We start from the raw sequence: 22,651 nt of genomic DNA, 5'->3' as shown, positions 1-22,651 counted from the left end.
TTAAAAAATGTCTGAGTGGATTGATGTTATAAATGAAACTGCATTGGCAAATGGCGAACATATCGTCATCGATGCGGATGGGACTAATGTCGCCGTGTTCAAACTTGACGGCCAGTTTTATGCGATTGAGGATATTTGTACGCATGATGGGACCGAACTTGCGAGTGGTGAATTAGATGGCGACGAAATTATTTGTCCCCGTCATGGCGCACGGTTTTGCATAAAAACCGGCGCGGTTAAATCTCCCCCTGCATACGAAAACATTGCCTGCTTTCCAGTCAGAATTAAAAATGGGCAAGTACAGGTCAAGGATGAACGTTGGGACTAAAAATGCGCTTGCCTGGGGCTTTGTTTTTTCAAGGTTTTGTACAAAAAAACGAACATATGAAACCTTCAGACTTGATTATAACACCAAGTATTTTTCTTCTTTAATCTGCTGCCAACTGATTTAGCCCCTACGCTTCATCTTCAGCAGCCCTAAAAAGCCAGAACCCAACAACCAAAATGCACCTGGGATAGGAGTTTCTGCACCTGGGGTAGCGCTACCCAAAGTAACGTTATCAAATACCACTTGATTTGATGCCCCCCCAAAATCGACCGACTTAGCAATGCCTTTGAAGCTCACGCCAACTGAATCCCAGTGGCAAAACAAGCCATTCGGATCTCCAGCGCAATTATGGACATAATTACCTTTAAGATTTAGCGATGCCAATAACTTACCAGTTCCGTTTAAGCCATCGTAAACATTGACAAATCCGACATCAAAAGCAGAGCTATAGAAAAAGGAGAAGCCAGCACCGAAACCAGATGTTGAGTTCATAGTTGCAGAACTTCCATCTGGGAAGAAGAGTGCGGTGTCTCCTGACGGTTGGTTAGCGAAGTTACCGGTTCCTTTACCACTAGCTTTACTAACCACTCCCAGAGAGGCATTCGAGAAATTAACACCATAATTGCGAGAGCCCTTGTTGCCGTTACTATCTGAGCCACCATTGTAAAAGTTGCCTACTGATGCTTGATTATCTACTCCCTCAAAGTCAAGAACGATACGGGCAGCCTGGGAATTACTCACTGAAAGCGTTGCAACAATTGCAAGACTGATCAATAATTTTTTTGTAGATAAATATCTCAAAAAACTTACTCCTTAATAAAATTAAAAAATAGTACAGTGATATTGCGTGGAAGATCTCACAACAATGTAATGATTATAAAACTGTAAAACGAATCAAGGTTGGTTACTTAACAGCACGAATGTGGAATTACTAAGGCATTGTATAAGCCTACTCAACACTATCCGTGTGGTCACTGAAGCTGCTTCCAACCTCTTAGGGTGATTCTTTCACTTCTGTGATGCGGCAACAATACGTATAAATACTTATATCTTTATTAAAAATAAGGAAAGATAGAATAATATCGGTAAAATAAGGCTGATGTTTTTAACTAATACTCTAACAATATCTCTTAACTTTTTTAATTATGGCACATAGCAATTCAACAAAAGCAGTACTTTATGCATTTTCAGCTAATTTGGGCATTGCCGTAGCCAAAAGCGGCGCGGCCTTTTGGACGGGTTCGGGTTCCATGTTAGCGGAAGCCATTCATTCTTATGCCGATTGCGGAAACCAGGTATTACTACTGATTGGCATGAAGCGGTCAGGAAAGGAGGCAACACAAAAACATCCTATGGGGTACGAGCGCGAATCCTACATCTGGTCGATGATGGTGGCATTCATCCTGTTCTCAGTGGGTGGAGTATTTGCCGTTCATGAAGGTTGGCAACGATACACAAATCCCCACGAAATAGAGAATGCAAAGATCGCTTTGTTGGTCTTATTGATCGCTGTTGCTATGGAAGGCGTGTCGTTGAAAGGCGCGTTGTCAGCAATGGCAGAAGAGAAAGGGTCACAAACGCTCTGGCAATGGTTTAAAAACACCCACTCCAGCGAATTAATGGTTATAACTGGCGAGGATATTGCTGCTTTATTAGGCTTGGTGATTGCATTGGTTGGCTTAGGTTTAACCATGCTAACCGGTAATACTACTTTTGATGCCCTAGGATCGATGTCAATTGGCGTATTATTGATTATTGTCGCAGCAGTTGTGGGTGCAGAGGTGCATTCATTGTTGATTGGTGAATCCGCCGAAGATATTCGGGTTATTGTGCAGCCTTATCTAGAAGCCCAGCCTTGCGTTTTGCGCGTACTTAATATTTGGGCAATCAATCATGGCAATTCAGTGATGATGTCGATCAAAGCTGAGCTGAAACCCGATATGACGGTATTAAACGCCGTCCATGAAATTAATGCCATGGAAAGACAGATCAAACAAACCCACAGCCGCGTCAAATGGATTTTTTTTGAAATTGATAATGCCGACTAACTCTAAGTTTGGCGATAATCTCAAGCCGCTTGCACGGGTATGGAAGACGCTGAACGAATAATCTCGTTCTTGTTATTGAAATAGATCAAAACTGGTTTATACGTTGCCAGCTCTTTTTGATCTAGGATGAAGTAGGAGCAGATAATAACCAAGTCGCCTGGGCAAGCCAAACGTGCAGCCGCTCCGTTGACAGAAATTGTGCCTGAACCGTTTTCAGCGCGGATAGCGTAGGTGGTAAAACGTTCTCCATTGTTGATGTTATAGATTTGGATTTGCTCGTATTCCTTGATGCCCGCTAAATCAAGGAAGTTGCCGTCAATCGCACACGAGCCTTCATAACCCAGTTCGGAACGGGTTACCGTGGCTCTGTGTAACTTGGCTTTTAGCATGGTTGTCTGCATAATAAAAAGATCTATACCTCTAAAGGGAACCGCGAATTATCTCTTAATTTAAAGATTGTATCAATATTATACATTCCAATTATTACAAACAAGACTATCTTACAACTGAAAAACAAATATTATCAATCAAACGCGTCCGTCCCAGCTTCGCCGCCGCCAACACAACCAAGTCAGTTTCTCGCTTATCAGCCTTGTATAAATCGTCTACCCTGCACACGCTGAAGTAATCCACCATAAAACCTGCGTTTTGCAAATAAGTCACGGCTTCATTTTCTATTGCCGAGTATCTCTTTTCGCCCAACAGTATTTCATCACGGGCGACACATAAGGCTTGATAAAGTTTTGGCGCAACTTGCAATTCTTCTGAGAAGAGATAGCCATTCCTCGAACTCATGGCCAAACCACTGCTTTCCCTGACCGTTTCTACAGACATTATTTCAACAGGAATGTTCAAATCGCTAACCATCGTGCGGATAATTGCCAACTGCTGAAAATCCTTTTGACCAAAAAAAGCCACGTCAGGTTGCACCATATTGAATAATTTACAAACAACCGTTGCCACACCGTCAAAATGTCCTGGCCTTGATGCTCCACAATGCAACATCGAAAGATTTTTTACGCTGACAAGAGTTTTGGCTCCATCGCCATACATTTCAGAAACATTGGGCAGGAACAACAAATCTACCTCGGATGCTTGCAGTTTTTGCTTATCTTCATCCTCGGTACGTGGATAAACCTCGAAATCTTCGCCAACACCAAATTGGGCGGGATTGACGAAAATGCTAACAACCATCCGATCAGCCGACTTTTTAGCTTCTTCAACTAATTTCAGGTGTCCGGCATGTAAACTCCCCATCGTGGGGACGAAAGCGATACTTTCACCAGCCTTTCGCCATTTTTTGGCAATATTCCGCAAATCAACAATCGTCTTGACTACTTGCATGACTTGTTAAAAGCTGTGTTCCAAACTAGGAAATTCGGTATTTTTGACGGCGTGAAAATACGCTTGGATCGCTTCTTCCACACCATCGCATCCGGTCATGAAGTTTTTGGAAAACCGTGGCCGTTTGCTGACTCCAATATTAAGCATGTCATATAAGACAAGCACTTGCCCGTCACAATCAACACCCGCACCAATACCGATCACGGGAATGGTTATTTCAGTGCTGATTGCTTTGGCAAGTGTGGCAGGAACACATTCCAGAACCAACAAACTCGCCCCAGCTTCCTGTAATTTTTGGGCATCATCTCGAAGTTTTTGAGCCGCTTTGGGTTCTTTACCTTGAACACTGTAAGTTCCTAACTGATGAATGGATTGCGGCAATAAACCTAAATGCCCGCAGACAGGAATGCCTTGCTCGACCAGAAAACGAACACAATCAACCTTGGCTCCTTCCAGTTTTACCATTTGAGCGCCACCTACTTGGAGTAATTGCGCGGCATTTTTAGCGGCAAGGTCAGGGTTGCCATAAGTCATAAACGGCATATCGGCGATAAGATAAGCCCGCCTCCGCGCCCGACTTACACATTGGGCATGGTAAACCATCTGCTCGATTGTAACCGGTACGGTAGTGCTATGACCCTGGATGACCATGCCCAGGGAATCGCCAACGAGCATGATGTCTATGCCAGCCTTGTCAATTATTGCGGCAAAACTGGCATCGTAAGCGGTAAGGCAGGTAATTTTCTCACCCCTACGTTTCATCGCTGAGATGTCGTTGATCGACAAAGGCTTGTCAACTACTTGATTCATATTCATTTAATCGCCGTAAACCTGCAAGCGGACAGTGGGTTAGTAGATCGGACAACTTACCTTTGCCTGGAATAATTAAATCTGGCGCACATTCATTCAAGGGATACAAGACAAAAGCCCGTTCGGCAATGCCTTTATGCGGCACAATCAATTGCTGCGACTCAATTTGCTGGTCACCGTACAGCAACAAATCCAAATCCAATGTCCTCGCACCCCAGCGCTGGACACCGCGCACTCGTCCATGTTCCAGCTCAATAGCTTGTAAAGCATGTAATAAATCCAGAGGGAATAAACTGGTTGCCACGGCCATGACGGCATTCACATAATCAGGCTGATCTTGCGGCCCCATTGGTGAACTGGCATACAGGTTTGAGAATGCGAGCTCTCTGACATTGTCTAACGTATCAATCGCAAAACGAGCAGACTTTATTTGGGCTACAGGCGATTCCAGGTTACTACCCAGCCCGATGTAAGCGGTAAGTGTGGAAAGGGGCAAGCTGTTCATATTAGCAATAGATATAACCTAAGAACACTATCACTCTGTTGGCTTAGGCTTATTTTGGCCCGTTCTGCGATAATTTCTCTTCATGCCTGTTTTTTTATTCTGATTATTCCGTGCTGGCGCAGTCATTTTTCGCTGTTCGTTTTCGTTGGCACTTTGATAGCGTGCCCACCATTCCGCCAGTTCGGGATCGGCACCACCCGTTTCAGCGCGTAACAATAGGAAATCATATCCTGCCCTAAAGCGTGGATGGGTCAGCAGACGACTGGGCTTTGCGCCCACACGCGCATTAAACTTAGGCTGTAAACTCCACACTTCGCGCATTGCCGTCGTAATATGCCTTGGCATTGCAGTTACTTTTATTTGCCTGGAAATCGCTTCATTGGCGGCATCTTGATAAGCCATATATTCGTCACCACCTTTTTTTAGCAATTCCTTAGCAAGCATCTGTACCGGCTCCCACATAAAAGCCGCCAACAAAAAGTACGCCGTTACGGTTTTGCCTTCGGCAATTCTATTGTCAGAATTTTGCAGCGCCCTGATTAAAAACAGCTTTGGAAATCCTTCTTCCTCAAACGACAAACTGTTATCAGTGGCTGGAAACAACACTTGAAACAATCCATACTGCCTAAGTAATTCAAAGGTTTGCAGTGCACTACCTGCTAAAAATAACTTTAAAACTTCATCATACAGCCGTGCTGAAGGGATGCTTTCCAGTAACGCCGCCGTAGTGTGAATCGCTTTTTGGCAATCGGGATGCACACTAAAGCCTAGTTTAGCGGCGAAACGCACAGCCCTTAGCATTCGTACTGGATCTTCCCGGAAGCGTGTTTCAGGATCGCCGATTAGCCGCAGTATGCCTGATTTGTGGTCGTCCATACCGTCAACATAATCAACGACGGAGTAATCTTTAATATTGTAATACAGCGCGTTGACAGTAAAATCCCTGCGCCAAACGTCTTCTTCAATCGTGCCATAGACGTTATCCCTTAACAACCGACCTTCCTTATTGAGTATTTGTTTGTCGTTTTGCTTGGCATCCTCACCGCGAAAAGTGGCAACTTCTATCACTTCCCTACCGAAATGCACATGGGCAAGTCGAAATCTTCGGCCTATTAAACGACAATTTCGGAAGATTTTTCTTATTTCTTCAGGATCTGCATTAGTTACGACATCAAAATCTTTTGGCTCACGCCCTAACAATAAGTCACGCACACAGCCACCAACCAAGTAAGCATCAAAGCCTTCTTTTTTCAGTTTATACAATACTTTCAAAGCATTGTCGCTTATTTGGCTACGCGAAATACAATGCTCAGAGCGCTGGTACAATCTGACTTTTGCTGGCGGTGATTCTTTTTTGGGTTTAGGAGAACCAATTATTTTTTTGAAAAAATTTAAAATGACCTTTTGTCCCTGGTATTGTTTTTATTATGGAGAATCATATCATTTTGATAGTGTTAGACCCAATCTACTAATGGTTTTCTTTTACATAAATCTTTTGAATATAGTAAAATCGTATTGCTGATTCTAACAAACATTTGGCTGTTTGTTTATGACCATAAAGATGGAACAGCTTTTTATCCACACTGAACTCAATGCCGACATGAATAACTGGATTGTAATCTGCAAAAAAATTCTCAACGCTTTGGTTGACCAACCTTTCTTAGCCAGCCTGTTTGTGGCCGATTTTTCTATTCTTCTGCTACATAGGCCACCATTCTTTTTTTCCTTGATAATGCTGGGTGGGCTGATGGCTCTGTGCATGTATTTTGGTCAGAAATTGGCGTTGTTTAAACTGTAATTTCACTTGATTATGAGATTACTATTTAAGTACGTCGCGTTGATTATTATCGCTTTATTTTCGCTGACCAGTGCCGCAACCCCAACGCCAGCAACCGCATTAGAAGTCAATCACCTGCTTAAATTTATCGCAACCACCGACTGTCAGTACGAAAGAAATAGCGATAAACATACCGGCAAGGAGGCGGCTGAACATATCAAAAAGAAATACGATTATTTCAAGGATAAGATTGTTAGCGCCGAAGACTTTATCGAGCTGGGTGCGACTAAAAGTGCCGTTACGGGCAGCAAGTACCGCGTTCATTGCCCTGGTGTTGCAGTTCAAGACAGCGATCAATGGCTGCTTGCCGAGCTTAAGAAAGTTAGAAAATAGCAACCTTCCCTTTTGTATCTGATGACTAAACCGAGGCTTTTGCGTCATTTAGCCGTCATTATTTACGATTTCTTGCTGTTAATTGCGGTATTATTTTTAGCAACCGCGATCTTACTGCCTTTTAATGGCGGCGAAGCTTTTACCAACCACCAGATTTTTTACTCCCTTTACCTGTTAGCCGTCAGTTTTTGCTTTTATGGCTGGTTTTGGACACACGGCGGTCAAACGTTAGGTTTAAGGGCTTGGAAAATAAAGGTTTTGAATAACGAGCATTGTGTGATTAGCTGGCGGCAAGCCTTCATTCGCTTTATCGTTGCCCTATTATCTTGGGGATTCTTAGGTTTAGGTTTTTTATGGGTACTTTTCGATAAAAAGCAACGTAGCTGGCACGATATGGCCTCCAAAACGGGACTTTTCCTCGACACCATCAACAAAAACGCATAGTCGCCATCGAAATCTAAGCCTTTCTATCTTATGTAGGCGTTCCATTTCCAATGGTTCATCGGTAACGACTTGCTCGATATTTTCTTACTGTTATCCTTATATGAGACATTACTGATACCGTACTTGCTGTAACTTATCGGTTTTGAGTTGCTAACCTCTTTTAAACTTGGCATTTATTTATGATTAACCCGCTATTAGCTAATTCCGTATTGCCCTTATTTTCCAAAATAAAGCCCGAACACGTTGAACCTGCCATCGACCAACTTTTGGCTGATGCCCGCACGACGGTAAAAAAACACTTACAAGCCACCCTTAACTACACTTGGGAGAATCTAATTGAGCCACTGGAAAATGCGGATGATAAGTTAGGGAAAGCCTGGTCTCCCGTTAGCCATTTAAACTCGGTAGTAAACAACGACGCACTGCGGGATGCCTACAATGCTTGCTTGCCCAAACTAAGTGCCTATTCGACTGAAATGGGGCAGAATGAAGCATTATTTAACGCTTACCGCTTTATCGCAGAAAGCCCTGAATTTTCAACCTTAACGGTTGCACAGCAGAAAATCATCAACAATGCATTGAGGGATTTTAAGCTGTCCGGTATTGACCTAGATAACGAAAAGAAACAGCGTTACAAAGAAATCAGCCAAGAACTCTCCAAACTTGCCAGCAATTACGAAGAAAATGTCCTCGATGCAACCAATGCCTGGAGCAAGTTAGTTACTAATGAAGAGGAATTAGCAGGCCTACCACCATCAGCCCTAGCCCAGGCTAAGCAGACTGCGGAGCATGCGGGACAAACAGGTTGGATGATTACCCTGCAATTCCCTTCCTACCATGCCGTAATAACCTACGCCGACAACAGGGAATTAAGGCGCGAACTTTATGAAGCCTATTCCACACGGGCATCTGACCAAGGCCCCCAAGCCGGACAGTGGGACAACACCGAAATCATGGAGAAAATTCTGGCATTACGGCACGAAAAAGCCCGAATATTGGGCTTTAATAATTATGCTGAACTCTCCTTAGCGAAAAAAATGGCGGAAAAAACTGAGGATGTAATTAATTTTCTGGAAGATTTGGCTGAAAAATCCCTGCCCCAAGCAAAAAAAGATTTGGCGGAATTACGTGCTTTTGCAGATGAACAGCATGGTATTAAGGACTTGCAATCTTGGGATACTGGCTATTATTCAGAGAAAATGCGCCAGCATTTTTACCAATTATCGCAAGAAGAAGTGAAAGCGTATTTCCCTGTTACACAAGTTTTGCCGGGCTTGTTTGCCGTCGTCGAAAAGCTGTATGGCTTGAATATTACGGAAATTGACATATTCGACAGTTGGCATCCCGATGTCCGCTTTTTCCAAATTCATGACAAGGAAAATCAATTACGCGGTCAGCTTTATCTTGACCTTTGCGCCCGACCTAAAAAACGCGGCGGTGCGTGGATGGATGATTGTGTGGGGCGTAAGAAGACTAACAATGCAATTCAAATCCCTGTTGCGTATTTGACCTGCAACTTTACGCCACCTACCGGTGACGATCCTGCACTCCTAACCCATGATGAAGTGACTACCCTATTCCATGAGTTCGGTCACGGCCTACAGCACATGCTCACCAAAATCGACTATTTGGGCGTATCTGGCATCAATGGCGTGGAATGGGATGCAGTAGAATTGCCCAGTCAATTCATGGAAAACTGGTGCTGGGAAAAGGAATCGCTGCAACTGGTTTCTGGTCATTATCAAACTGGGGAAACATTGCCTGACAACTTATTCGACAAAATGCTGTCTGCAAAAAACTTCCAGGCTGGGATGGTAATGGTAAGGCAGCTTGAATTCAGCCTGTTCGATTTCAGGATTCATCAAGATTATGATCCTGCGCTGGGAGGTAGAATCTATGAAACTTTGGAAAAAGTACGGTCACAAGTTGCAGTAATGCTGCCACCCAAATTCAACCGTTTTCCGCACAGTTTTGGCCATATTTTTGCCGGTGGTTATGCAGCGGGCTACTACAGTTACAAATGGGCGGAAGTGTTGTCCAGCGACGCTTTTTCCTTATTTGAAGAAAAGGGTATTTTTAACCAGGAAGCAGGAAATGCCTTTTTATCTAACATCCTAGAGCTTGGTGGTAGCCAGGATGCGATGGAACTATTCGTCAAGTTCCGCGGCCGCAAACCAACCATTGACGCACTGCTCAGGCATAACGGCATAGGTGTTGCTGCGTGAAATACAAAGATTTGCGGGATTTTATCGCACAACTTGAAAAGCAAGGGGAACTTAAGCGGATTACCGTTGAAGTCGATCCGTGCTTGGAAATGACTGAAATATGTGACCGCGTACTTAAACAAGGCGGCCCGGCGTTGCTATTTGAAAACCCAAAAAACTTTAAAATACCGGTGCTTTGCAACCTGTTTGGTACACCCAAACGGGTCGCTATGGGTATGGGTGCTAATGAAGTCAGTGAATTGCGGGAAATCGGCAAACTTCTGGCTTATCTAAAAGAACCTGAACCTCCAAAAGGCATGAAAGATGCTTTTGAAAAAATCCCAGTGTTCAAACAAGTCCTTAACATGGCACCCAAAATGGTGTCCTCTCCGGTCTGCCAGGAAATCATTTTAGAAGGCGATGAGATTGATTTAAGTCAGTACCCAATACAAACCTGTTGGCCTGACGATGCTGCACCGCTTATCACCTGGCCGTTAGTGATCACCCAGGGCCCGAACAAAACAAGACAGAATCTAGGCATTTACCGCCAGCAAGTCATCGCAAAAAACAAAGTGATTATGCGTTGGTTGGCGCACCGTGGTGGCGCACTGGATTTTAGGGAATGGCAGCAAGCACATCCTGATAAACCTTTCCCTATAGCTGTAGCTTTGGGTGCTGATCCAGCCACCATACTCGCAGCAGTAACGCCCGTGCCGGACACCTTATCAGAATATGGTTTTGCTGGTCTATTGCGCGGCAGTAAAACTGAAGTGGCGCAATGTCTGACCAACGATTTGAAAGTTCCGGCCAACTCAGAAATCGTACTGGAAGGTTTTATTTATCCAGGCGAAATGGCGAAGGAAGGACCTTTTGGCGATCACACCGGCTATTACAACGAAGTTGATGAATTTCCAGTATTTACCATCGAACGGATTACCCAGCGGCACAATCCCATTTATCACAGCACGTATACCGGACGTCCACCAGACGAACCCGCCATTTTAGGTGTTGCCTTAAACGAAGTATTCGTCCCTATTTTGCAAAAGCAATTCCCTGAAATTATCGATTTTTATCTTCCGCCGGAAGGTTGCTCTTACCGTATGGCGGTCATCAGCATGAAAAAGCAATATGCGGGTCATGCCAAGCGGGTCATGCTAGGTACTTGGTCTTACTTAAGGCAATTCATGTACACAAAATTCGTCATTGTGGTCGATGAAGATATTAACGTCCGTAATTGGGAAGATGTGATTTGGGCAATTACAACCCGAATGGATCCTGCACGGGATTTAACCATTTTGGAAAACACGCCGATTGATTATCTCGATTTTGCCTCACCTGTATCTGGGTTAGGTTCTAAAGTAGGCTTTGATGCGACCAACAAATGGCCAGGGGAAACCAATAGGGAATGGGGAGTGCCCATCGCAATGTCCAAAGACATTACCAACAAGATTGATAGCCTGTGGGATTCATTATTTCACTGAACAGACACCGAATGTGACCGATAAAGTTACAGACAAAAAACCCAGCTAAAAGCTGGGTTTTCGAATTACTACCGTAGCTGGAGCAAGGAGTATCAGTTAAGATACCTTTAACCGTGTCCGTTTATACGCTATTACTTAGTATTTTCCGAACATACCTTCACGTCCGCCACCTTCGGTAGTGCCACCAAATGTAGGCGCTACGTCAGGTTTTTCCATTTCCACTTTAGCTTCTTCAGTCAAGGAAGTGGCTAAATTAAAATCACCCGCTTTTGCAGCTTTTTTCGCTTGTTTGATTTTGGTGCTGATACGCTGTAGACGTGGAGAATTGCCTTTGTTACCTTGATCTTTTGCAACATCAGATGCTTCGGAAGCAGCGGTTGTAAAAGCAGTTACGTCGCTTGCTTTAGCGGCATCTAACATCTTTTGGGAAATAGCCAAAAGAGCGGTGTAATCTTCATGGAGAGGTGAGCCTGCTGCTTGTGCCACACTCAGTGAAAACAAGGACAGCAACAAAGCCGCCAATATATGTCTAAAATTCATTAATTTTCCTCATGTACCTATTTGCCGTATGGCAAATACAAAAAAATGCGACTTGAATGTTTCAAGTATTCCAAAATACATTCCTGCACCATAGTTTCTAAAACAAAAAAGCTTTGTGTTCCTAAGACCAAACCACAAACTTAGGTAAGCAAAGGATAACCTTTTTTCAACCAATAGTCCACAATTTAGCGGTAGCACAAAATAGTACAAAACGATTTGATTTAGATCAAAATGATTAGAAATTTCCAATAAAAATGGGCAGGCACAAGTGATAGGTCGACATAAATAACGAAAACCTATTGTATAAATGAAAAATAATAAATGGAAGCAGCAACTTATTTTTATTGCTAAATTCTTTTGCAAAATATTTCCCAAGGCTATGGAACCAATGGAAGCTAAAAAATCGGGGGGGGATTGAAGGAAGATTATATGGCAAGCAATTAACTACTAGAAAGGGCAAATAATATGTATGGCGGATTCAAAAAAAGGAGCAAGCGGCCTTTATAAAAACAAAAACCCAGCACTTGGTCTGGGTTTTTTACTTCGTAACAATATGCTGGTTAAGTGGCTTTTAACCACTCGACACAACCAAACAGGTCTACTATCCTATTCACCACCAGAAGTAGTGCCGCCCCAAGTGGGCTTACCATTGGTTTTTTTCATTTCCACAAGCGCTTCTTCAGTTAGCGAGGTTGCTAGACCAAAATCTCCAGACTTTACAGCTTTCTTGGCCATTTTTATTTTGGTGCTAATCCGCTGCAAACGGGGAGAATTCCCCTTGTTACCTTGATCTTTCGCAACATCCGATGCTTCGCTAGCGATAGTTGTGAAAGTAGTTGAGTCAGATGCTTTACTAGCCTCTAACATCTTTTCGCCAAGTGCTATTAGGGCGGTGTAATCTTCATTAATTGGCGAACCAGCCGCATACACCATACCAGACGAACACAAAGACAACAACAAGACCACCAAAATATGTTTAAAATTCATATGTTTCCTCAACTATATTTGCTATTCGGCAAGTACAAAAAACGAGCTGCGAGTTTTAGGTTCAAAAAACGCATCGCCATCTATTACTTACCTAAAAAAACGCCATCTACCAAAAAAGGTAAAACAAAACGTTCATGTATTTAGAGCATCTTTATTTAAACGCTCCGCCCTACAAATGTAACCCATTTGGATCAAAGGCAATTTGATCCAAATCAAAAACTCTGCATAAATATTCAAGAATTCAAAACTACTGTACCTATTTGGTTAGCTGACAACTCGGCTGGGCGCAAGCTCAAACCCTTGCTTGTTAAATTTATGTTCTTCACCTGAATAGTGAAGATCCCATTGGTTATTGCTTTTTTGGTTAGATGTATTCGTGAGTTAGCATTCCAAGGCTCTTCGTGGAAATGCAACCAAGCTGCTATCTGTCGGACATCGCTGAAGACAAGGATGGACCCTGCAAGCTTGTTTGGATCAATTCAATTAATTGATCTTCTTCAATAGGTTTAGTTAAATAGGTATCAAATCCGACATTAAGTGCTTCGTTTATTCTGTCGTTATCGGCAGAAGCGCTGACAGCAGCAACTTTAAGGTTGAATTTCTGGCTACGTAGCTTTTTTACCAAGTCCAAACCATTCATTACTGGCATGTTGATGTCTACCAAGGCGAGATTGTAATTATTTTGCTCTATTAACGCCAAAGCTTCTTGCCCGTTCATCGCGGAATCTACCCTACAACCTATTTGTTCCAGCATACTTATCAAGAATAATAGGTTGATTTCGTTATCATCAACGACCAAAACATATACCTCACTAAATTTAGCATTAATACTTTGCAGGTAAGGCATGGTTTTAGTTTGCTTTTTTACACTGGCGGGTATGGGTAATGAAACAGAAAAAATGCTGCCAACGCCCAGCTGGCTGGCGACCATCAGCGTGCCATTCATCAAATTCACCAGTTCTTGTGTAATGGACAAACCAAGACCAATCCCCTCTTGGGAAAAGTTGTTGGCGTTTATCTGTACAAAGGGTAAAAAAATACGCTCTAAATCGTTCTTGGCGATTCCGCAGCCAGTGTCTGCAACAGAAACTTTCAAATTGCCCTCTTGATACGATGAGGTGGCCGTCACACCACCTTTGTCGGTATATTTGATAGCATTATCAATCAGGTTAACCAGTATTTGCTGGATACGCTTATCATCACCGAAAAAATTATGGGTTATACAGGTATTTTTCGTAGTCAGATTAAGACCTTTTTCATCTGCTTTGAATTTACAAATATGGATGCTTTCGATTAACAACAACGAAAAATTAAAATCCTTAGCTTCCACTTTTATTTGCTGAGACTCTATTGCCGAAATATCCAGAATATCGTTAATAAGCCTAAGCAGATTGTCACTACACTGCTTAATAATAGCGATCTGTTTTTTATCCTCAATATTAAGGGAGGGCTTTTTTTCCAATAGCTGCGTGAAACCGGAAATCCCATTAAGTGGAGTCCTCAGTTCATGACTAATTTTAGCCAAGAATTGGTTCTTGGCTTGGTTGGCTAATTCAGCGGCAGTTTTTGTCTGCATCAATATTTTGGTGCGTTCCTCAATGATGGCTTCGGTGCGAAAATACCGTCCGGTCAAGTGCAACAGCATGACACCAAGTATCCCGGTAAACCAGAGTCCGCTGAATATAACCCACTCAACTGGCCGATACATACCCGCTTCTTTTCCGTCCCATTCATGGTGAAAACTTAATTGCCAAGTTTGGTCTGCTATCGGGATAGAGATTGTTTGATAAGCATCGTGGTTCGAATTACTCTTATTCGAATAGATGGTTTTTGCATTAGACTCAACATTTGGAGAAGCGCTTATCGTTATTGAACAATTGCTTGTATTGAGTGTATCGAACGCTTGGTGAATTAAACCCTCAATAGATACATCCGCAATAATAACGCCCAAAACTTTCCTTTTCTGGGTAAGGTTTTTGACAACGGGGACTACAAATTTGAAGCTGTTTTTCTCCAAAACAAGGAATTCTGCCTCAGAAAGCGAGGAGCTATCTAGTAGTTTTTTCCTAAGCGCAGGTGGAATTACTCGCAAGTTATCCGGTTTATTGTGTGCCTGTTCATTGGGTGCTGAAAAAGATTGGTGTTCCCCTCGCCTATTTTCCGTAACATTAAGCCAACGAATGAATTTTATTTCCTTTAATGAGAAAAGCGTTTGCTTAGTCAATAGCGAAAATTCTTGGGACTCTATTAACTGCGATCCTAACAAAAAATTCCTAAGCGCGTACAGTGAATACAAATCCAACCGAATTCTGTTCTTTAATGCTTGGGATAAGGTAATAGTTTTTTCTTTTAATTGTTCGGTAGCTTGATGACGGTCAACGCCCCTCAGATAAGCGAACAGCAAGATGAGCAAAGCAAACGTCAACACAATCGGCAAACCAACCGTTTTACGTCGTCGACACCAGATCTGTTGTGGTTCAGCAAAAAGTATCAAGATGAGCGGCGTAAAAATCAGTACGCCTAAAATGTCGCCAACCCACCAACTCAACCAAGCAAGGGGAACATCTGTTAAAGCAATGATCCCAAAACCGTACATTGCCGTTATGCCGATAGTTGCAGATACCAGGCAACTAACGGGACCACCCAACAGCATAAAGAGGATAATACATTTACCTTTCACTAGCGGATTTGGAAAGCCAACCATTTTGCGAATTAAACTGGTTCCCAAAAAGGACGATAGGGCTGCTCCGATAGCGCTGGCGGCATAAAAAAGCAAGAGTCCTGAGTTAAAATCGAAAGCCCAAGCGCTGATACAGAAATTACCTATAACGACACCGGGCAAAATCCGCATCCCAAAAAGTAATGTTGCAGCCAGTGCCAGACCTGCTGAAGGCATAAGAATACCTATCTCTTCAACAGGGCCTTTGAACAAGAAACCCAGCAAACCGAAAACGAAATACGTGCCAGCTATCACACCAATGAGGATAAGATTTTTTCCAAATTGAATAAGAGGTAAACGGTACAGCATCAGCAGGAAAATTCAGCGATGGATTTCTTTATCTTCAAGACGGACTGAGCATTTATCCGTCCTGTCCTTTCATGTTGCTCACATAAAGCGCCTCTGAAACCTAAATAGCTGGGCCGATAAGACATCAGCTGAGGAATATCCTCAAATTTTAAGGACCCGGCAAGGCCGCAAAGCAATTGTCTGGATTTAACGTGTAGCACAAAACGTTCGATATCGGCTTTAGCCATAACTCTGGTCAATGAACCGTTGGTTTTATCCAGTGTATCGAGCATAACACCACTAAAGCCTGCTGCCTTTAGTGTATCAATAAGCCTGAAATCAGGCTTGGTATCAGCAAATAATACTGCGATAAGATCAACGTGAGCTGCTATCCCCACTAATTTTTCAATGACCTGTGTTACATCCCCACTGGGGAAAAAACCGATTTTGACATAGTTAACACCCGTTTCGACCATTTCTTTTACTGCATTAAAAATCAGCTCAGGTTGCATGGGCAAGTCGCCTATCGTCGCGCTAATAAGGCATTGCCCATTAATTACAGCGACAATTTCTTTTACCAGCCCAGCGTCCAAACCACCTAAAGAGCCTAATGCAGGTTCTTTTAGGTCTATAATATTGACCTTTTCAGCCAAAACCAGTTTGGCTTCATCCAAACTATTTACACTAGCGAGCATTCCGGTCATTCGACGGCTTTTCCTTTGAAATCGTCAAGGACGGCCAATATCCATCCCCACGCTTCCAGTTCGCGTTCGCCTGCGGTTTTTTCTAGGCCAATGCGTAAGTATTCAATTTCTGATTCTATTTTTGATAAGGGCAACATATCCAGCCTACTGATTAAAATTGCCGCTTCCAATACTGAAAACTGGGCGCGGTTAAATCCTTTAAACGGCGCATGGTTAACCGTGTGAACTGTTTTACAAAATAATTTGGGACGGGTGGCATCTTCTTCGACACGAATGAGTTCGACCTCTGTGTGCGCTAACCCACAACTTAGGACTTGTCCTGAGATTTTCTGTGCAGGTTTTAGCGGCCAGTCTCGTCGTCCGATTAAACACCCGGCAAAAACTCGAACATCATCACAATAATTGATAACGCCGACCCTGGTTTCCAAAAAATTATTGAGCGTAGTTGATGGGCGGAAAGGCAAGATAATAAAAATATCATCTTGAATATGGATACCCATCGGCGCTATATGGGCGATACCCCCACTATTTTGGGTGGTCACAATCGTTTCTTGTATCATTTCTTTGTTAAGGTCGTTCCGGCGGGTTTAAAGCTGTGTAGGTCAACGGTTTGCTCGGCTGTATCGACCGCGCAACCCCAATCTAACGGTTGATCTTGATTAAAGCGCTTTCCTAATTGCCAAGCAATCTCAGCCCGCGCCAGTTCCACGCCTAAGTAGAAAGCATGACCGGGATCATTCTCCACGGCTAATTGTGGATACAGGTCAAATGGGTCGGTCGCGGTGTGCAAGCCGTCGCGATTAAAAATATGCACGCCTTCTACACTGGTTTGGATGCGGTAGCTTGGATCGGTGATCTGACTAGCCAACTCCTTGATTTCATCCTGGGGGTAAGGAAACGGCGAAGTCTCATGTAAACTCATTAAACCCGAATCAATGTGCTTAGGCAATGTGTCCTGCTCTTTAGCCGCAAATAGTATGCGTCTGGCTTTATCCGCTTCTTTGACAGCGCGGCACGCATGGCGACTGACTTCGGTGGCGAGTATTTGGTTGATGTTCAGTTCCGAACAAATCCCCAGCAGCAAAGCGTTCATCCCTACTGTGTCCGCATGCGTTAGCTCCGTGATATTTCCTACGCCCATCATGATTTCAATGCCCGGATGGTTCTTCCTGACTTCGTGATAGCGCACGATGGATTGGGTGAAACCAAAATGGATAGGATCAAGGATGGGATCGACAATAAATGCGCGGTTTTTGTCCCGCATAATCTTGATCGCCCGATCTAGTGACGCTAAATCCTCATGCGTTTCAGGAATCAAAATCGGCGTAGCCGCAACTTCATCGGCAATCCATAGCGTGTTTTCGTGCAGGCTAAGCATATAATCAACACCCGCCTTGCCGCCCCGAAGCAAATCGTCGCTGTTTAGGGAATCAATACTTACGGCAAATCCACACTGTTTCAATGCTTTAATGGCTTCTTCCATGTGCGGAAAATCGGTGCTGGGCAAACAGCCGATGTCGATCACGTCTGCACCATTTTGCTTGTAATAGTTAGCTCGGCTCAGGATTTCTTCAACGCTGATATTAGGCGCATCGACGATTTCGGCAAATATTTTGACGCTGTATCGGCTTAAGTCGTATTGGTGCGCGGCTTTACCAAAATACACTGGCAAGTCTTTAAGCTCTTCTGGTCCTCTTTCTACAGGCATATCAAGTGCTTTCGCTAATGCATCAACGTCACCTCGGCAACGACCTGGGATGATAATGCGGTTTGCGCCAAAGGTATCTTTCAGACGGCGAAGAATCATGTCTGTGGTCATCAGCGCGGCAACTTTAACACCGAGCTGATGCACGGTATAAGTAAAGTCCGGCTGCATTTTTTCAAGGATACGGTGCAATTGCTTTTCCGCAAGCTTTCCGGTAAGAAAAAGTAAATGCTCGCTCATGGCAAAGACGCTAGCCGCCGCTTAACCACGTCGATTAATTCTTCTACGCTGTCAACAACCGTGGTGTATTCAAAAGTGCGGATTTTGTCCGTGCCTTCCAGGTCAATTTTACGGGGATAAACCATCACTTTTCCGCCGGGTGCTGTGGTTTCCATCTCCGGGGCAATGTCGCAGGGATAGACAATACACGGCACTTTGCACTTGCCGGCCTGGGAATACAAGTTAGTTACCAAATTATCGGCAATTCCCAGCACGCACTTGGCGATGGTGTTTGACGTGGCGGGTGCCATCACAAAGGTATGGTAATGGCCTTTGTAAAACAGGCCAACAGGCGGCGACGAGGCTGTTTTATCACGAAAAACCGAATGTTTTGCTCGTACATCATCCAGGCTGATGCCGTACATTTTCAAGACTTCCTCGCCTGCCGGACTGATATAGACATCCACATCCTCCAAGGTCAGCAAAAAATCCAGGCATTCTTCTATATAATGGCCGGAACCGGTAATCGCCCAGGCCAAACGGGGTTTATGCATGACAACAAGTGCTTAGAGTTAAATTTTGCATTATACCTTAAGGTAGCATGGGCAACGCATACAGGAACTTTCATTGAATTTTAAAGACAACACAAAACCGTTGATTATGGGCATCTTGAATGTGACCCCCGACAGCTTTTCAGATGGAGGCAGGTTTAATCACATTGACGCGGCACTAAGGCAAGTTGAGCAGATGTTGTCTGAAGGTACAGACATTATTGATATAGGCGGCGAATCCACACGCCCTGGTTCTGATCCAGTTAGTTCGGAAGAACAGTTAAGGCGAGTTATTCCTGTCATTGAAGCTATCCGTAAACAAATTACAGATAAAGTGGTCATCAGCATTGATACCACCCTAAGTAAGGTTGCCGACGCAGCATTACAGGCAGGTGCAAACCTTATCAATGATGTGTCGGCTGGATTAAACGATCCAGACATGCTGGCTTTAACCGCCAAAAGAGCAGTTCCTATTATCCTTATGCACAGTCAAGGCACACCGAAAACGATGCAAGATAATCCTTATTATGAGAATGTCGTTACGGAAGTTATTGATTTTCTAAAATTAAGGATAGCTGAGGCATTGCAGACAGGTATCACAAAAGACAATATCCTGATTGATCCCGGCATCGGCTTTGGCAAACGCAAACAAGATAACTTGGATTTGCTGGCCAACCTTGACAGGTTTGTCGAACTGGGTTTTCCTGTGCTGTTAGGTGTTAGCCGCAAGCGTTTTATGGGTGCAATTTGTGATGTAACCGAGCCATCTGAACTGGTCACTGCAACTGCCGTAACCACTGCATTTGGTGTTATGGCCGGTGTACAACTATTTAGGGTTCACGATGTTAAGGCTAACTATCAAGCAGCAACAGTCGCTTGGGCTATTAAACAACATATAAACAAGGACTTGATTACGAACCAATCTCGCATCAATCATAAGCAGCTAAGGGGATCTCTAAAAATCCCCTCTCCCTCTGGGAAAGGGCTAGGGTGAGGGTTGTAAATGCTTGATTTTAAATCCCTCATTCCAACCTTCTCGGCAATAGCTCCTGCATTGCCCTACTACCTACATCCATGTAGGCATCCCAGAGGGAGAAGGGGGGGGGTGTATTTTTAGAGATTCCCTATAATACTTAAAATGAAAGATCCGATCTATTTCGACCAGTATTTTTGGCCTCGTACAAAGCCTTATCCGCTATCTCGACAAGCTCTTCTGTATTCGTATATTGTCCGCTAAAATTTGCCACACCAATACTTAGAGTGACTCTAATATCTTTCGGAGCTACAAGTATCATGTTTATATCATAAACAGCTTGTCTTATTTTTTCAGCAACTTGAAGCCCACCAGCGGCATCTGTTCGGGGCAAAATCACGACGAACTCATCTCCCCCAAAACGGCAAGCTATATCGGCTGGACGGGTAAGTGTCTCAAGAATAGTTTCAGCAATTTTTTTGAGGCACTTATCTCCCTCCTGATGTCCGTATCTGTCGTTATATACTTTAAAATGATCAATATCGCACATCAGTAATGAAAAACTGGTTTTTTCGCGTTTTGCCAGATTAAACTCCCTGACGATCACATGTTCAAAATTTCTTCGATTCCCTAGCTTGGTCAATTGATCAATCATAGCGATCTTAAGAAGGTACTGATTAGCTTTAACTAGGCTTTTTTGAGCAAGTAATTTTCTACGCATTATGCATAGCCGCTCCATTGCGGTTACTTGCAGTTGTAAATAATAAGGATTTAAAGGTTTTTGCAAACACGCATCTGCGCCAGCTAACAAGCCATAAGTGTAGAACTCATCATGGGGTCTTGTAGTTAGAAATATGATTGGAATCCACTCGTCTTTTTTAAACGCTCGGATAACTCTTGTTGCAACCGAACCATTCAAATCGGACATTTCGTCACCCATGAAAATTAAATCGATGTTGTTTTCTCTGGCATAGGCAAGCCCGTATTTACCATTTTCCGCATGATGCGTTTCATGACCTAACGCCGAGACACATTCATCTACAATCATTCGGCTTATTTTATCTGTATCTACAACAAGTATTTTCATGACATCCTACAAATCTTTAAACTTACATAAAGTAACAAACCTAGCTTTCTTCTTATCCAAGCCTTCATTTTAAAAAGCTCATAAAAAACTATGTCACCATTAATTACTGAGATCTTTCAATTTTATGCAACAACTCTGCTATTAATGTACCTTGATAGAGCTTACTCAAAAACGCTCCGCATATAGTCCCACAATTAACAATGGCATAATCTAGAAAAACCAGATTAAAGGCAGTTAAATGAATTAGTTTCACCACAAACCGACATCAAAACAGCAAATTTAACTGCACACATTCAGCGTCTAGAATATTCAAAAAAACAACAACTGACAATTAGTAGTATTACTTATACGGCTTTGACCCCAAGATCTGGATATCACAAAGACCACAAAAAGTCTGAGTCGCGAGCGGCTGTCAATGCGGAAAACCATCAGTGATCATAGCTCCGCAACCAATAGAGCGAAATATCTGACTCACTATCTTAAAAAAATAATACATTTATTTTCAATATGTTAATAATTATATTGGCAACCGACGTATACAACATATTGATTATTACAATTACAGGCAGCGATGCTTAGAATCTATCGCTATTGTTTTCAGTAAGCTAACACTAAACGCACAGTGACTGGCTTATGGCTGGTTAAGCCATTGTAAATAAAACAAAGTCCGGCGGCAAGTATAAGCCTTCTGTAATGTAACATGATAGAGGTATTATTGATCCGGCCTTTAGAAGCTTTAAGCTGCATATTTGACTCTCTTATCCTGAAAGAAGCTGCGTATGCGTTCTGGATTCGACTTCAGCATGTCCATATGTTGATTGGCGGCAGCGCGAAGTTTAACTTTTGTCCTGACCGGCACTCTCTTGCCGATGGCCTGTTTGAGGTCTGCGTTTAAGCGCTCTTCGGGATTGAGTTCAGGGCTGTAACTGGGCAGGTAGAACACTTCGATTTTATCGGTGCGTTCCGCCAGCCAAGCCTTGACGGGCTTTGAATGGTGGACGCGCAGGTTGTCCAGGATCAGGAACACTTTCTTGTCGGTGTCCTTGATCAATGCGTCCAGGAATTCGATCAATTTGTCCGCATTAAAGGCATCGTCAATGATGATCTTGCCCTGGTTTCACGGACACCCCACTAAGCGACTTTTTTATTTTCATTCACTTCAAACGCAACTGGGCTGAGATAGCCTAGTTTTGAGTGAAGCCGTTTGCGATTGTAATATATTTCAATATATTCGAACACTTGGTACTTAGCTTCTGATCGGGTTTGAAACCGTTCGCCGTGGACGGCTTCGACCTTAAAGCTGTGATTCCAGCTTTCCATGGCTGCATTGTCGTAGCAGTCGCCTTTCTTGCTCGTGCCACAGATTAGCGGGTGTTTCTGGAACAGTTCCTGGTAGGCGGCCGAACAATATTGGCTGCCCCGGTCGGAGTGAACAATCACGCCTGTTTGAAATGGTTTAATTAAACAGGACACTTCTAGAGGCAGATTTATAATGTCATTAGAGGTGACCATGAATATGAATAACATTCAAACGAAACGACCAA

The 22,651-nt window shown here is 43.3% G+C and carries 23 protein-coding genes and 2 pseudogenes; 8 read left to right on the top strand and 17 right to left on the bottom strand.

Going from position 1 to position 22,651, the window contains the following annotated elements:
* The first annotated feature begins 7 nt into the window (after positions 1–7).
* On the top strand, positions 8–328 hold the full coding sequence (locus ABL924_RS10765; RefSeq protein WP_349027095.1) for a non-heme iron oxygenase ferredoxin subunit: 321 nt from the start codon (positions 8–10) through the stop codon (positions 326–328).
* A 120-nt stretch (positions 329–448) separates the two neighbouring features.
* On the opposite strand, the gene ABL924_RS10760 is transcribed toward ABL924_RS10765, so the two are convergent.
* Positions 449–1,129, bottom strand: a complete 681-nt coding sequence (locus ABL924_RS10760) for a hypothetical protein (protein ID WP_349027094.1) — start codon at positions 1,127–1,129, stop codon at positions 449–451.
* 344 nt (positions 1,130–1,473) lie between these two features.
* On the opposite strand from ABL924_RS10760, the gene ABL924_RS10755 reads away from it, so the two are divergent.
* Positions 1,474–2,376, top strand: a complete 903-nt coding sequence (locus tag ABL924_RS10755; RefSeq protein ID WP_349027093.1) for a cation diffusion facilitator family transporter — start codon at positions 1,474–1,476, stop codon at positions 2,374–2,376.
* Positions 2,377–2,396: 20 nt separating this feature from the next.
* Here ABL924_RS10755 and panD read toward each other — a convergent pair whose 3' ends face one another.
* The 5 genes from panD to pcnB form a co-directional block, all read right to left on the bottom strand.
* Positions 2,397–2,777: an aspartate 1-decarboxylase gene (gene panD, locus ABL924_RS10750; protein ID WP_349027092.1), complete on the bottom strand. Its 381-nt coding sequence runs from the start codon at positions 2,775–2,777 to the stop codon at positions 2,397–2,399.
* Between the two features lie 94 nt (positions 2,778–2,871).
* Positions 2,872–3,720, bottom strand: a complete 849-nt coding sequence (gene panC, locus ABL924_RS10745) for a pantoate--beta-alanine ligase (protein ID WP_349027091.1) — start codon at positions 3,718–3,720, stop codon at positions 2,872–2,874.
* A gap of 6 nt (positions 3,721–3,726) precedes the next feature.
* The gene (gene panB, locus ABL924_RS10740; RefSeq protein ID WP_349027090.1) at positions 3,727–4,530 is read right to left on the bottom strand and encodes a 3-methyl-2-oxobutanoate hydroxymethyltransferase; all 804 of its coding nucleotides are present in this window, start codon (positions 4,528–4,530) and stop codon (positions 3,727–3,729) included.
* Positions 4,514–5,035 carry a 2-amino-4-hydroxy-6-hydroxymethyldihydropteridine diphosphokinase gene (folK, locus tag ABL924_RS10735; RefSeq protein ID WP_349027089.1) on the bottom strand — a complete coding sequence of 174 codons (522 nt, stop codon included), beginning with the start codon at positions 5,033–5,035 and terminating at the stop codon, positions 4,514–4,516. Before folK ends, panB begins: the two co-directional genes overlap by 17 nt.
* A 30-nt stretch (positions 5,036–5,065) precedes the next feature.
* Entirely contained in the window at positions 5,066–6,307 is a 1,242-nt protein-coding gene (pcnB, locus tag ABL924_RS10730; protein ID WP_349027088.1) for a polynucleotide adenylyltransferase PcnB, read from the bottom strand.
* Between the two features lie 277 nt (positions 6,308–6,584).
* Here pcnB and ABL924_RS10725 point away from each other — a divergent pair, with 277 nt between their 5' ends.
* The 5 genes from ABL924_RS10725 (at position 6,585) to ubiD (ending at position 11,334) form a co-directional block, all read left to right on the top strand.
* Positions 6,585–6,833: a hypothetical protein gene (locus ABL924_RS10725; protein ID WP_349027087.1), complete on the top strand. Its 249-nt coding sequence runs from the start codon at positions 6,585–6,587 to the stop codon at positions 6,831–6,833.
* 12 nt (positions 6,834–6,845) lie between these two features.
* Complete coding sequence (locus ABL924_RS10720; RefSeq protein ID WP_349027086.1) at positions 6,846–7,205, top strand: DUF5329 family protein; 360 nt, start codon at positions 6,846–6,848, stop codon at positions 7,203–7,205.
* 21 nt (positions 7,206–7,226) lie between these two features.
* Positions 7,227–7,649, top strand: a complete 423-nt coding sequence (locus tag ABL924_RS10715; RefSeq protein WP_349027085.1) for an RDD family protein — start codon at positions 7,227–7,229, stop codon at positions 7,647–7,649.
* A gap of 179 nt (positions 7,650–7,828) precedes the next feature.
* Entirely contained in the window at positions 7,829–9,874 is a 2,046-nt protein-coding gene (gene prlC, locus ABL924_RS10710) for an oligopeptidase A (protein ID WP_349027084.1), read from the top strand.
* Positions 9,871–11,334, top strand: a complete 1,464-nt coding sequence (gene ubiD, locus ABL924_RS10705; protein ID WP_349027083.1) for a 4-hydroxy-3-polyprenylbenzoate decarboxylase — start codon at positions 9,871–9,873, stop codon at positions 11,332–11,334. The genes prlC and ubiD overlap by 4 nt, the downstream gene beginning before the upstream one ends.
* 135 nt (positions 11,335–11,469) lie before the next feature.
* Here ubiD and ABL924_RS10700 read toward each other — a convergent pair whose 3' ends face one another.
* The 7 genes from ABL924_RS10700 to ABL924_RS10670 all read right to left on the bottom strand — a co-directional run bounded on the left by ABL924_RS10700 (position 11,470) and on the right by ABL924_RS10670 (position 19,050).
* The gene (locus ABL924_RS10700) at positions 11,470–11,874 is read right to left on the bottom strand and encodes a hypothetical protein (protein ID WP_349027082.1); all 405 of its coding nucleotides are present in this window, start codon (positions 11,872–11,874) and stop codon (positions 11,470–11,472) included.
* Positions 11,875–12,480: 606 nt separating this feature from the next.
* Positions 12,481–12,861 carry a hypothetical protein gene (locus ABL924_RS10695; RefSeq protein WP_349027081.1) on the bottom strand — a complete coding sequence of 127 codons (381 nt, stop codon included), beginning with the start codon at positions 12,859–12,861 and terminating at the stop codon, positions 12,481–12,483.
* A 421-nt stretch (positions 12,862–13,282) separates the two neighbouring features.
* Entirely contained in the window at positions 13,283–15,889 is a 2,607-nt protein-coding gene (locus tag ABL924_RS10690) for a response regulator (RefSeq protein WP_349027080.1), read from the bottom strand.
* Positions 15,889–16,572 (bottom strand): (5-formylfuran-3-yl)methyl phosphate synthase, encoded by a 684-nt coding sequence (locus tag ABL924_RS10685; RefSeq protein WP_349027079.1) that lies wholly within the window; start codon positions 16,570–16,572, stop codon positions 15,889–15,891. The genes ABL924_RS10690 and ABL924_RS10685 overlap by 1 nt, the downstream gene beginning before the upstream one ends.
* Positions 16,569–17,132 (bottom strand): DUF447 domain-containing protein, encoded by a 564-nt coding sequence (locus tag ABL924_RS10680; protein ID WP_349027078.1) that lies wholly within the window; start codon positions 17,130–17,132, stop codon positions 16,569–16,571. Before ABL924_RS10680 ends, ABL924_RS10685 begins: the two co-directional genes overlap by 4 nt.
* The gene (locus ABL924_RS10675) at positions 17,129–18,517 is read right to left on the bottom strand and encodes a DUF6513 domain-containing protein (RefSeq protein WP_349027077.1); all 1,389 of its coding nucleotides are present in this window, start codon (positions 18,515–18,517) and stop codon (positions 17,129–17,131) included. Before ABL924_RS10675 ends, ABL924_RS10680 begins: the two co-directional genes overlap by 4 nt.
* On the bottom strand, positions 18,514–19,050 hold the full coding sequence (locus ABL924_RS10670) for a flavoprotein (RefSeq protein WP_349027076.1): 537 nt from the start codon (positions 19,048–19,050) through the stop codon (positions 18,514–18,516). Before ABL924_RS10670 ends, ABL924_RS10675 begins: the two co-directional genes overlap by 4 nt.
* 106 nt (positions 19,051–19,156) lie before the next feature.
* On the opposite strand from ABL924_RS10670, the gene folP reads away from it, so the two are divergent.
* On the top strand, positions 19,157–20,041 hold the full coding sequence (gene folP / locus ABL924_RS10665; protein ID WP_349027105.1) for a dihydropteroate synthase: 885 nt from the start codon (positions 19,157–19,159) through the stop codon (positions 20,039–20,041).
* Between the two features lie 139 nt (positions 20,042–20,180).
* Here the strand turns inward: folP and ABL924_RS10660 are convergent, their stop codons facing one another.
* From ABL924_RS10660 to ABL924_RS10645, 4 genes and pseudogenes are all read right to left on the bottom strand, one after another.
* Positions 20,181–21,107, bottom strand: coding sequence for a diguanylate cyclase (locus tag ABL924_RS10660; RefSeq protein ID WP_349027075.1), 927 nt, complete (start codon positions 21,105–21,107; stop codon positions 20,181–20,183).
* A 597-nt stretch (positions 21,108–21,704) separates the two neighbouring features.
* Positions 21,705–21,854: a hypothetical protein gene (locus ABL924_RS10655; RefSeq protein WP_349027074.1), complete on the bottom strand. Its 150-nt coding sequence runs from the start codon at positions 21,852–21,854 to the stop codon at positions 21,705–21,707.
* Positions 21,844–22,224, bottom strand: a pseudogene (locus ABL924_RS10650) (transposase); the annotation flags it as partial. The gene ABL924_RS10655 and the pseudogene ABL924_RS10650, both read right to left, overlap by 11 nt.
* Positions 22,225–22,238: 14 nt before the next feature.
* Positions 22,239–22,550, bottom strand: a pseudogene (locus ABL924_RS10645) (IS3 family transposase); the annotation flags it as partial.
* Positions 22,551–22,651 lie beyond the last annotated feature (101 nt).

Origin of the sequence: Methyloglobulus sp., assembly GCF_040079455.1 — a bacterium.
In the GTDB taxonomy this organism is placed as follows: Bacteria; Pseudomonadota; Gammaproteobacteria; order Methylococcales; family Methylomonadaceae; genus Methyloglobulus.
The sequence above is the reverse complement of the archived record's forward strand: the minus strand, read 5'-3'. Positions and strand labels throughout refer to the sequence as shown.

Bases quoted from the DNA above. Each gene is read 5' to 3' on its own strand.
- ABL924_RS10690 (WP_349027080.1), bottom strand. From the start codon at position 15,889: ATGCTGTACCGTTTACCTCTTATTCAATTTGGAAAAAATCTTATCCTC.
- ABL924_RS10670 (WP_349027076.1), bottom strand. From the start codon at position 19,050: ATGCATAAACCCCGTTTGGCCTGGGCGATTACCGGTTCCGGCCATTAT.
- prlC (WP_349027084.1), top strand. From the start codon at position 7,829: ATGATTAACCCGCTATTAGCTAATTCCGTATTGCCCTTATTTTCCAAA.
- folP (WP_349027105.1), top strand. From the start codon at position 19,157: ATGGGCATCTTGAATGTGACCCCCGACAGCTTTTCAGATGGAGGCAGG.
- ABL924_RS10660 (WP_349027075.1), bottom strand. From the start codon at position 21,107: ATGAAAATACTTGTTGTAGATACAGATAAAATAAGCCGAATGATTGTA.
- ABL924_RS10675 (WP_349027077.1), bottom strand. From the start codon at position 18,517: ATGAGCGAGCATTTACTTTTTCTTACCGGAAAGCTTGCGGAAAAGCAA.
- ABL924_RS10725 (WP_349027087.1), top strand. From the start codon at position 6,585: ATGACCATAAAGATGGAACAGCTTTTTATCCACACTGAACTCAATGCC.
- ABL924_RS10680 (WP_349027078.1), bottom strand. From the start codon at position 17,132: ATGATACAAGAAACGATTGTGACCACCCAAAATAGTGGGGGTATCGCC.
- ABL924_RS10715 (WP_349027085.1), top strand. From the start codon at position 7,227: ATGACTAAACCGAGGCTTTTGCGTCATTTAGCCGTCATTATTTACGAT.
- ABL924_RS10755 (WP_349027093.1), top strand. From the start codon at position 1,474: ATGGCACATAGCAATTCAACAAAAGCAGTACTTTATGCATTTTCAGCT.
- panD (WP_349027092.1), bottom strand. From the start codon at position 2,777: ATGCAGACAACCATGCTAAAAGCCAAGTTACACAGAGCCACGGTAACC.
- ABL924_RS10695 (WP_349027081.1), bottom strand. From the start codon at position 12,861: ATGAATTTTAAACATATTTTGGTGGTCTTGTTGTTGTCTTTGTGTTCG.
- ABL924_RS10720 (WP_349027086.1), top strand. From the start codon at position 6,846: ATGAGATTACTATTTAAGTACGTCGCGTTGATTATTATCGCTTTATTT.
- folK (WP_349027089.1), bottom strand. From the start codon at position 5,035: ATGAACAGCTTGCCCCTTTCCACACTTACCGCTTACATCGGGCTGGGT.
- panB (WP_349027090.1), bottom strand. From the start codon at position 4,530: ATGAATCAAGTAGTTGACAAGCCTTTGTCGATCAACGACATCTCAGCG.
- ABL924_RS10700 (WP_349027082.1), bottom strand. From the start codon at position 11,874: ATGAATTTTAGACATATATTGGCGGCTTTGTTGCTGTCCTTGTTTTCA.
- ABL924_RS10655 (WP_349027074.1), bottom strand. From the start codon at position 21,854: ATGCAGCTTAAAGCTTCTAAAGGCCGGATCAATAATACCTCTATCATG.
- panC (WP_349027091.1), bottom strand. From the start codon at position 3,720: ATGCAAGTAGTCAAGACGATTGTTGATTTGCGGAATATTGCCAAAAAA.
- ABL924_RS10765 (WP_349027095.1), top strand. From the start codon at position 8: ATGTCTGAGTGGATTGATGTTATAAATGAAACTGCATTGGCAAATGGC.
- ABL924_RS10685 (WP_349027079.1), bottom strand. From the start codon at position 16,572: ATGACCGGAATGCTCGCTAGTGTAAATAGTTTGGATGAAGCCAAACTG.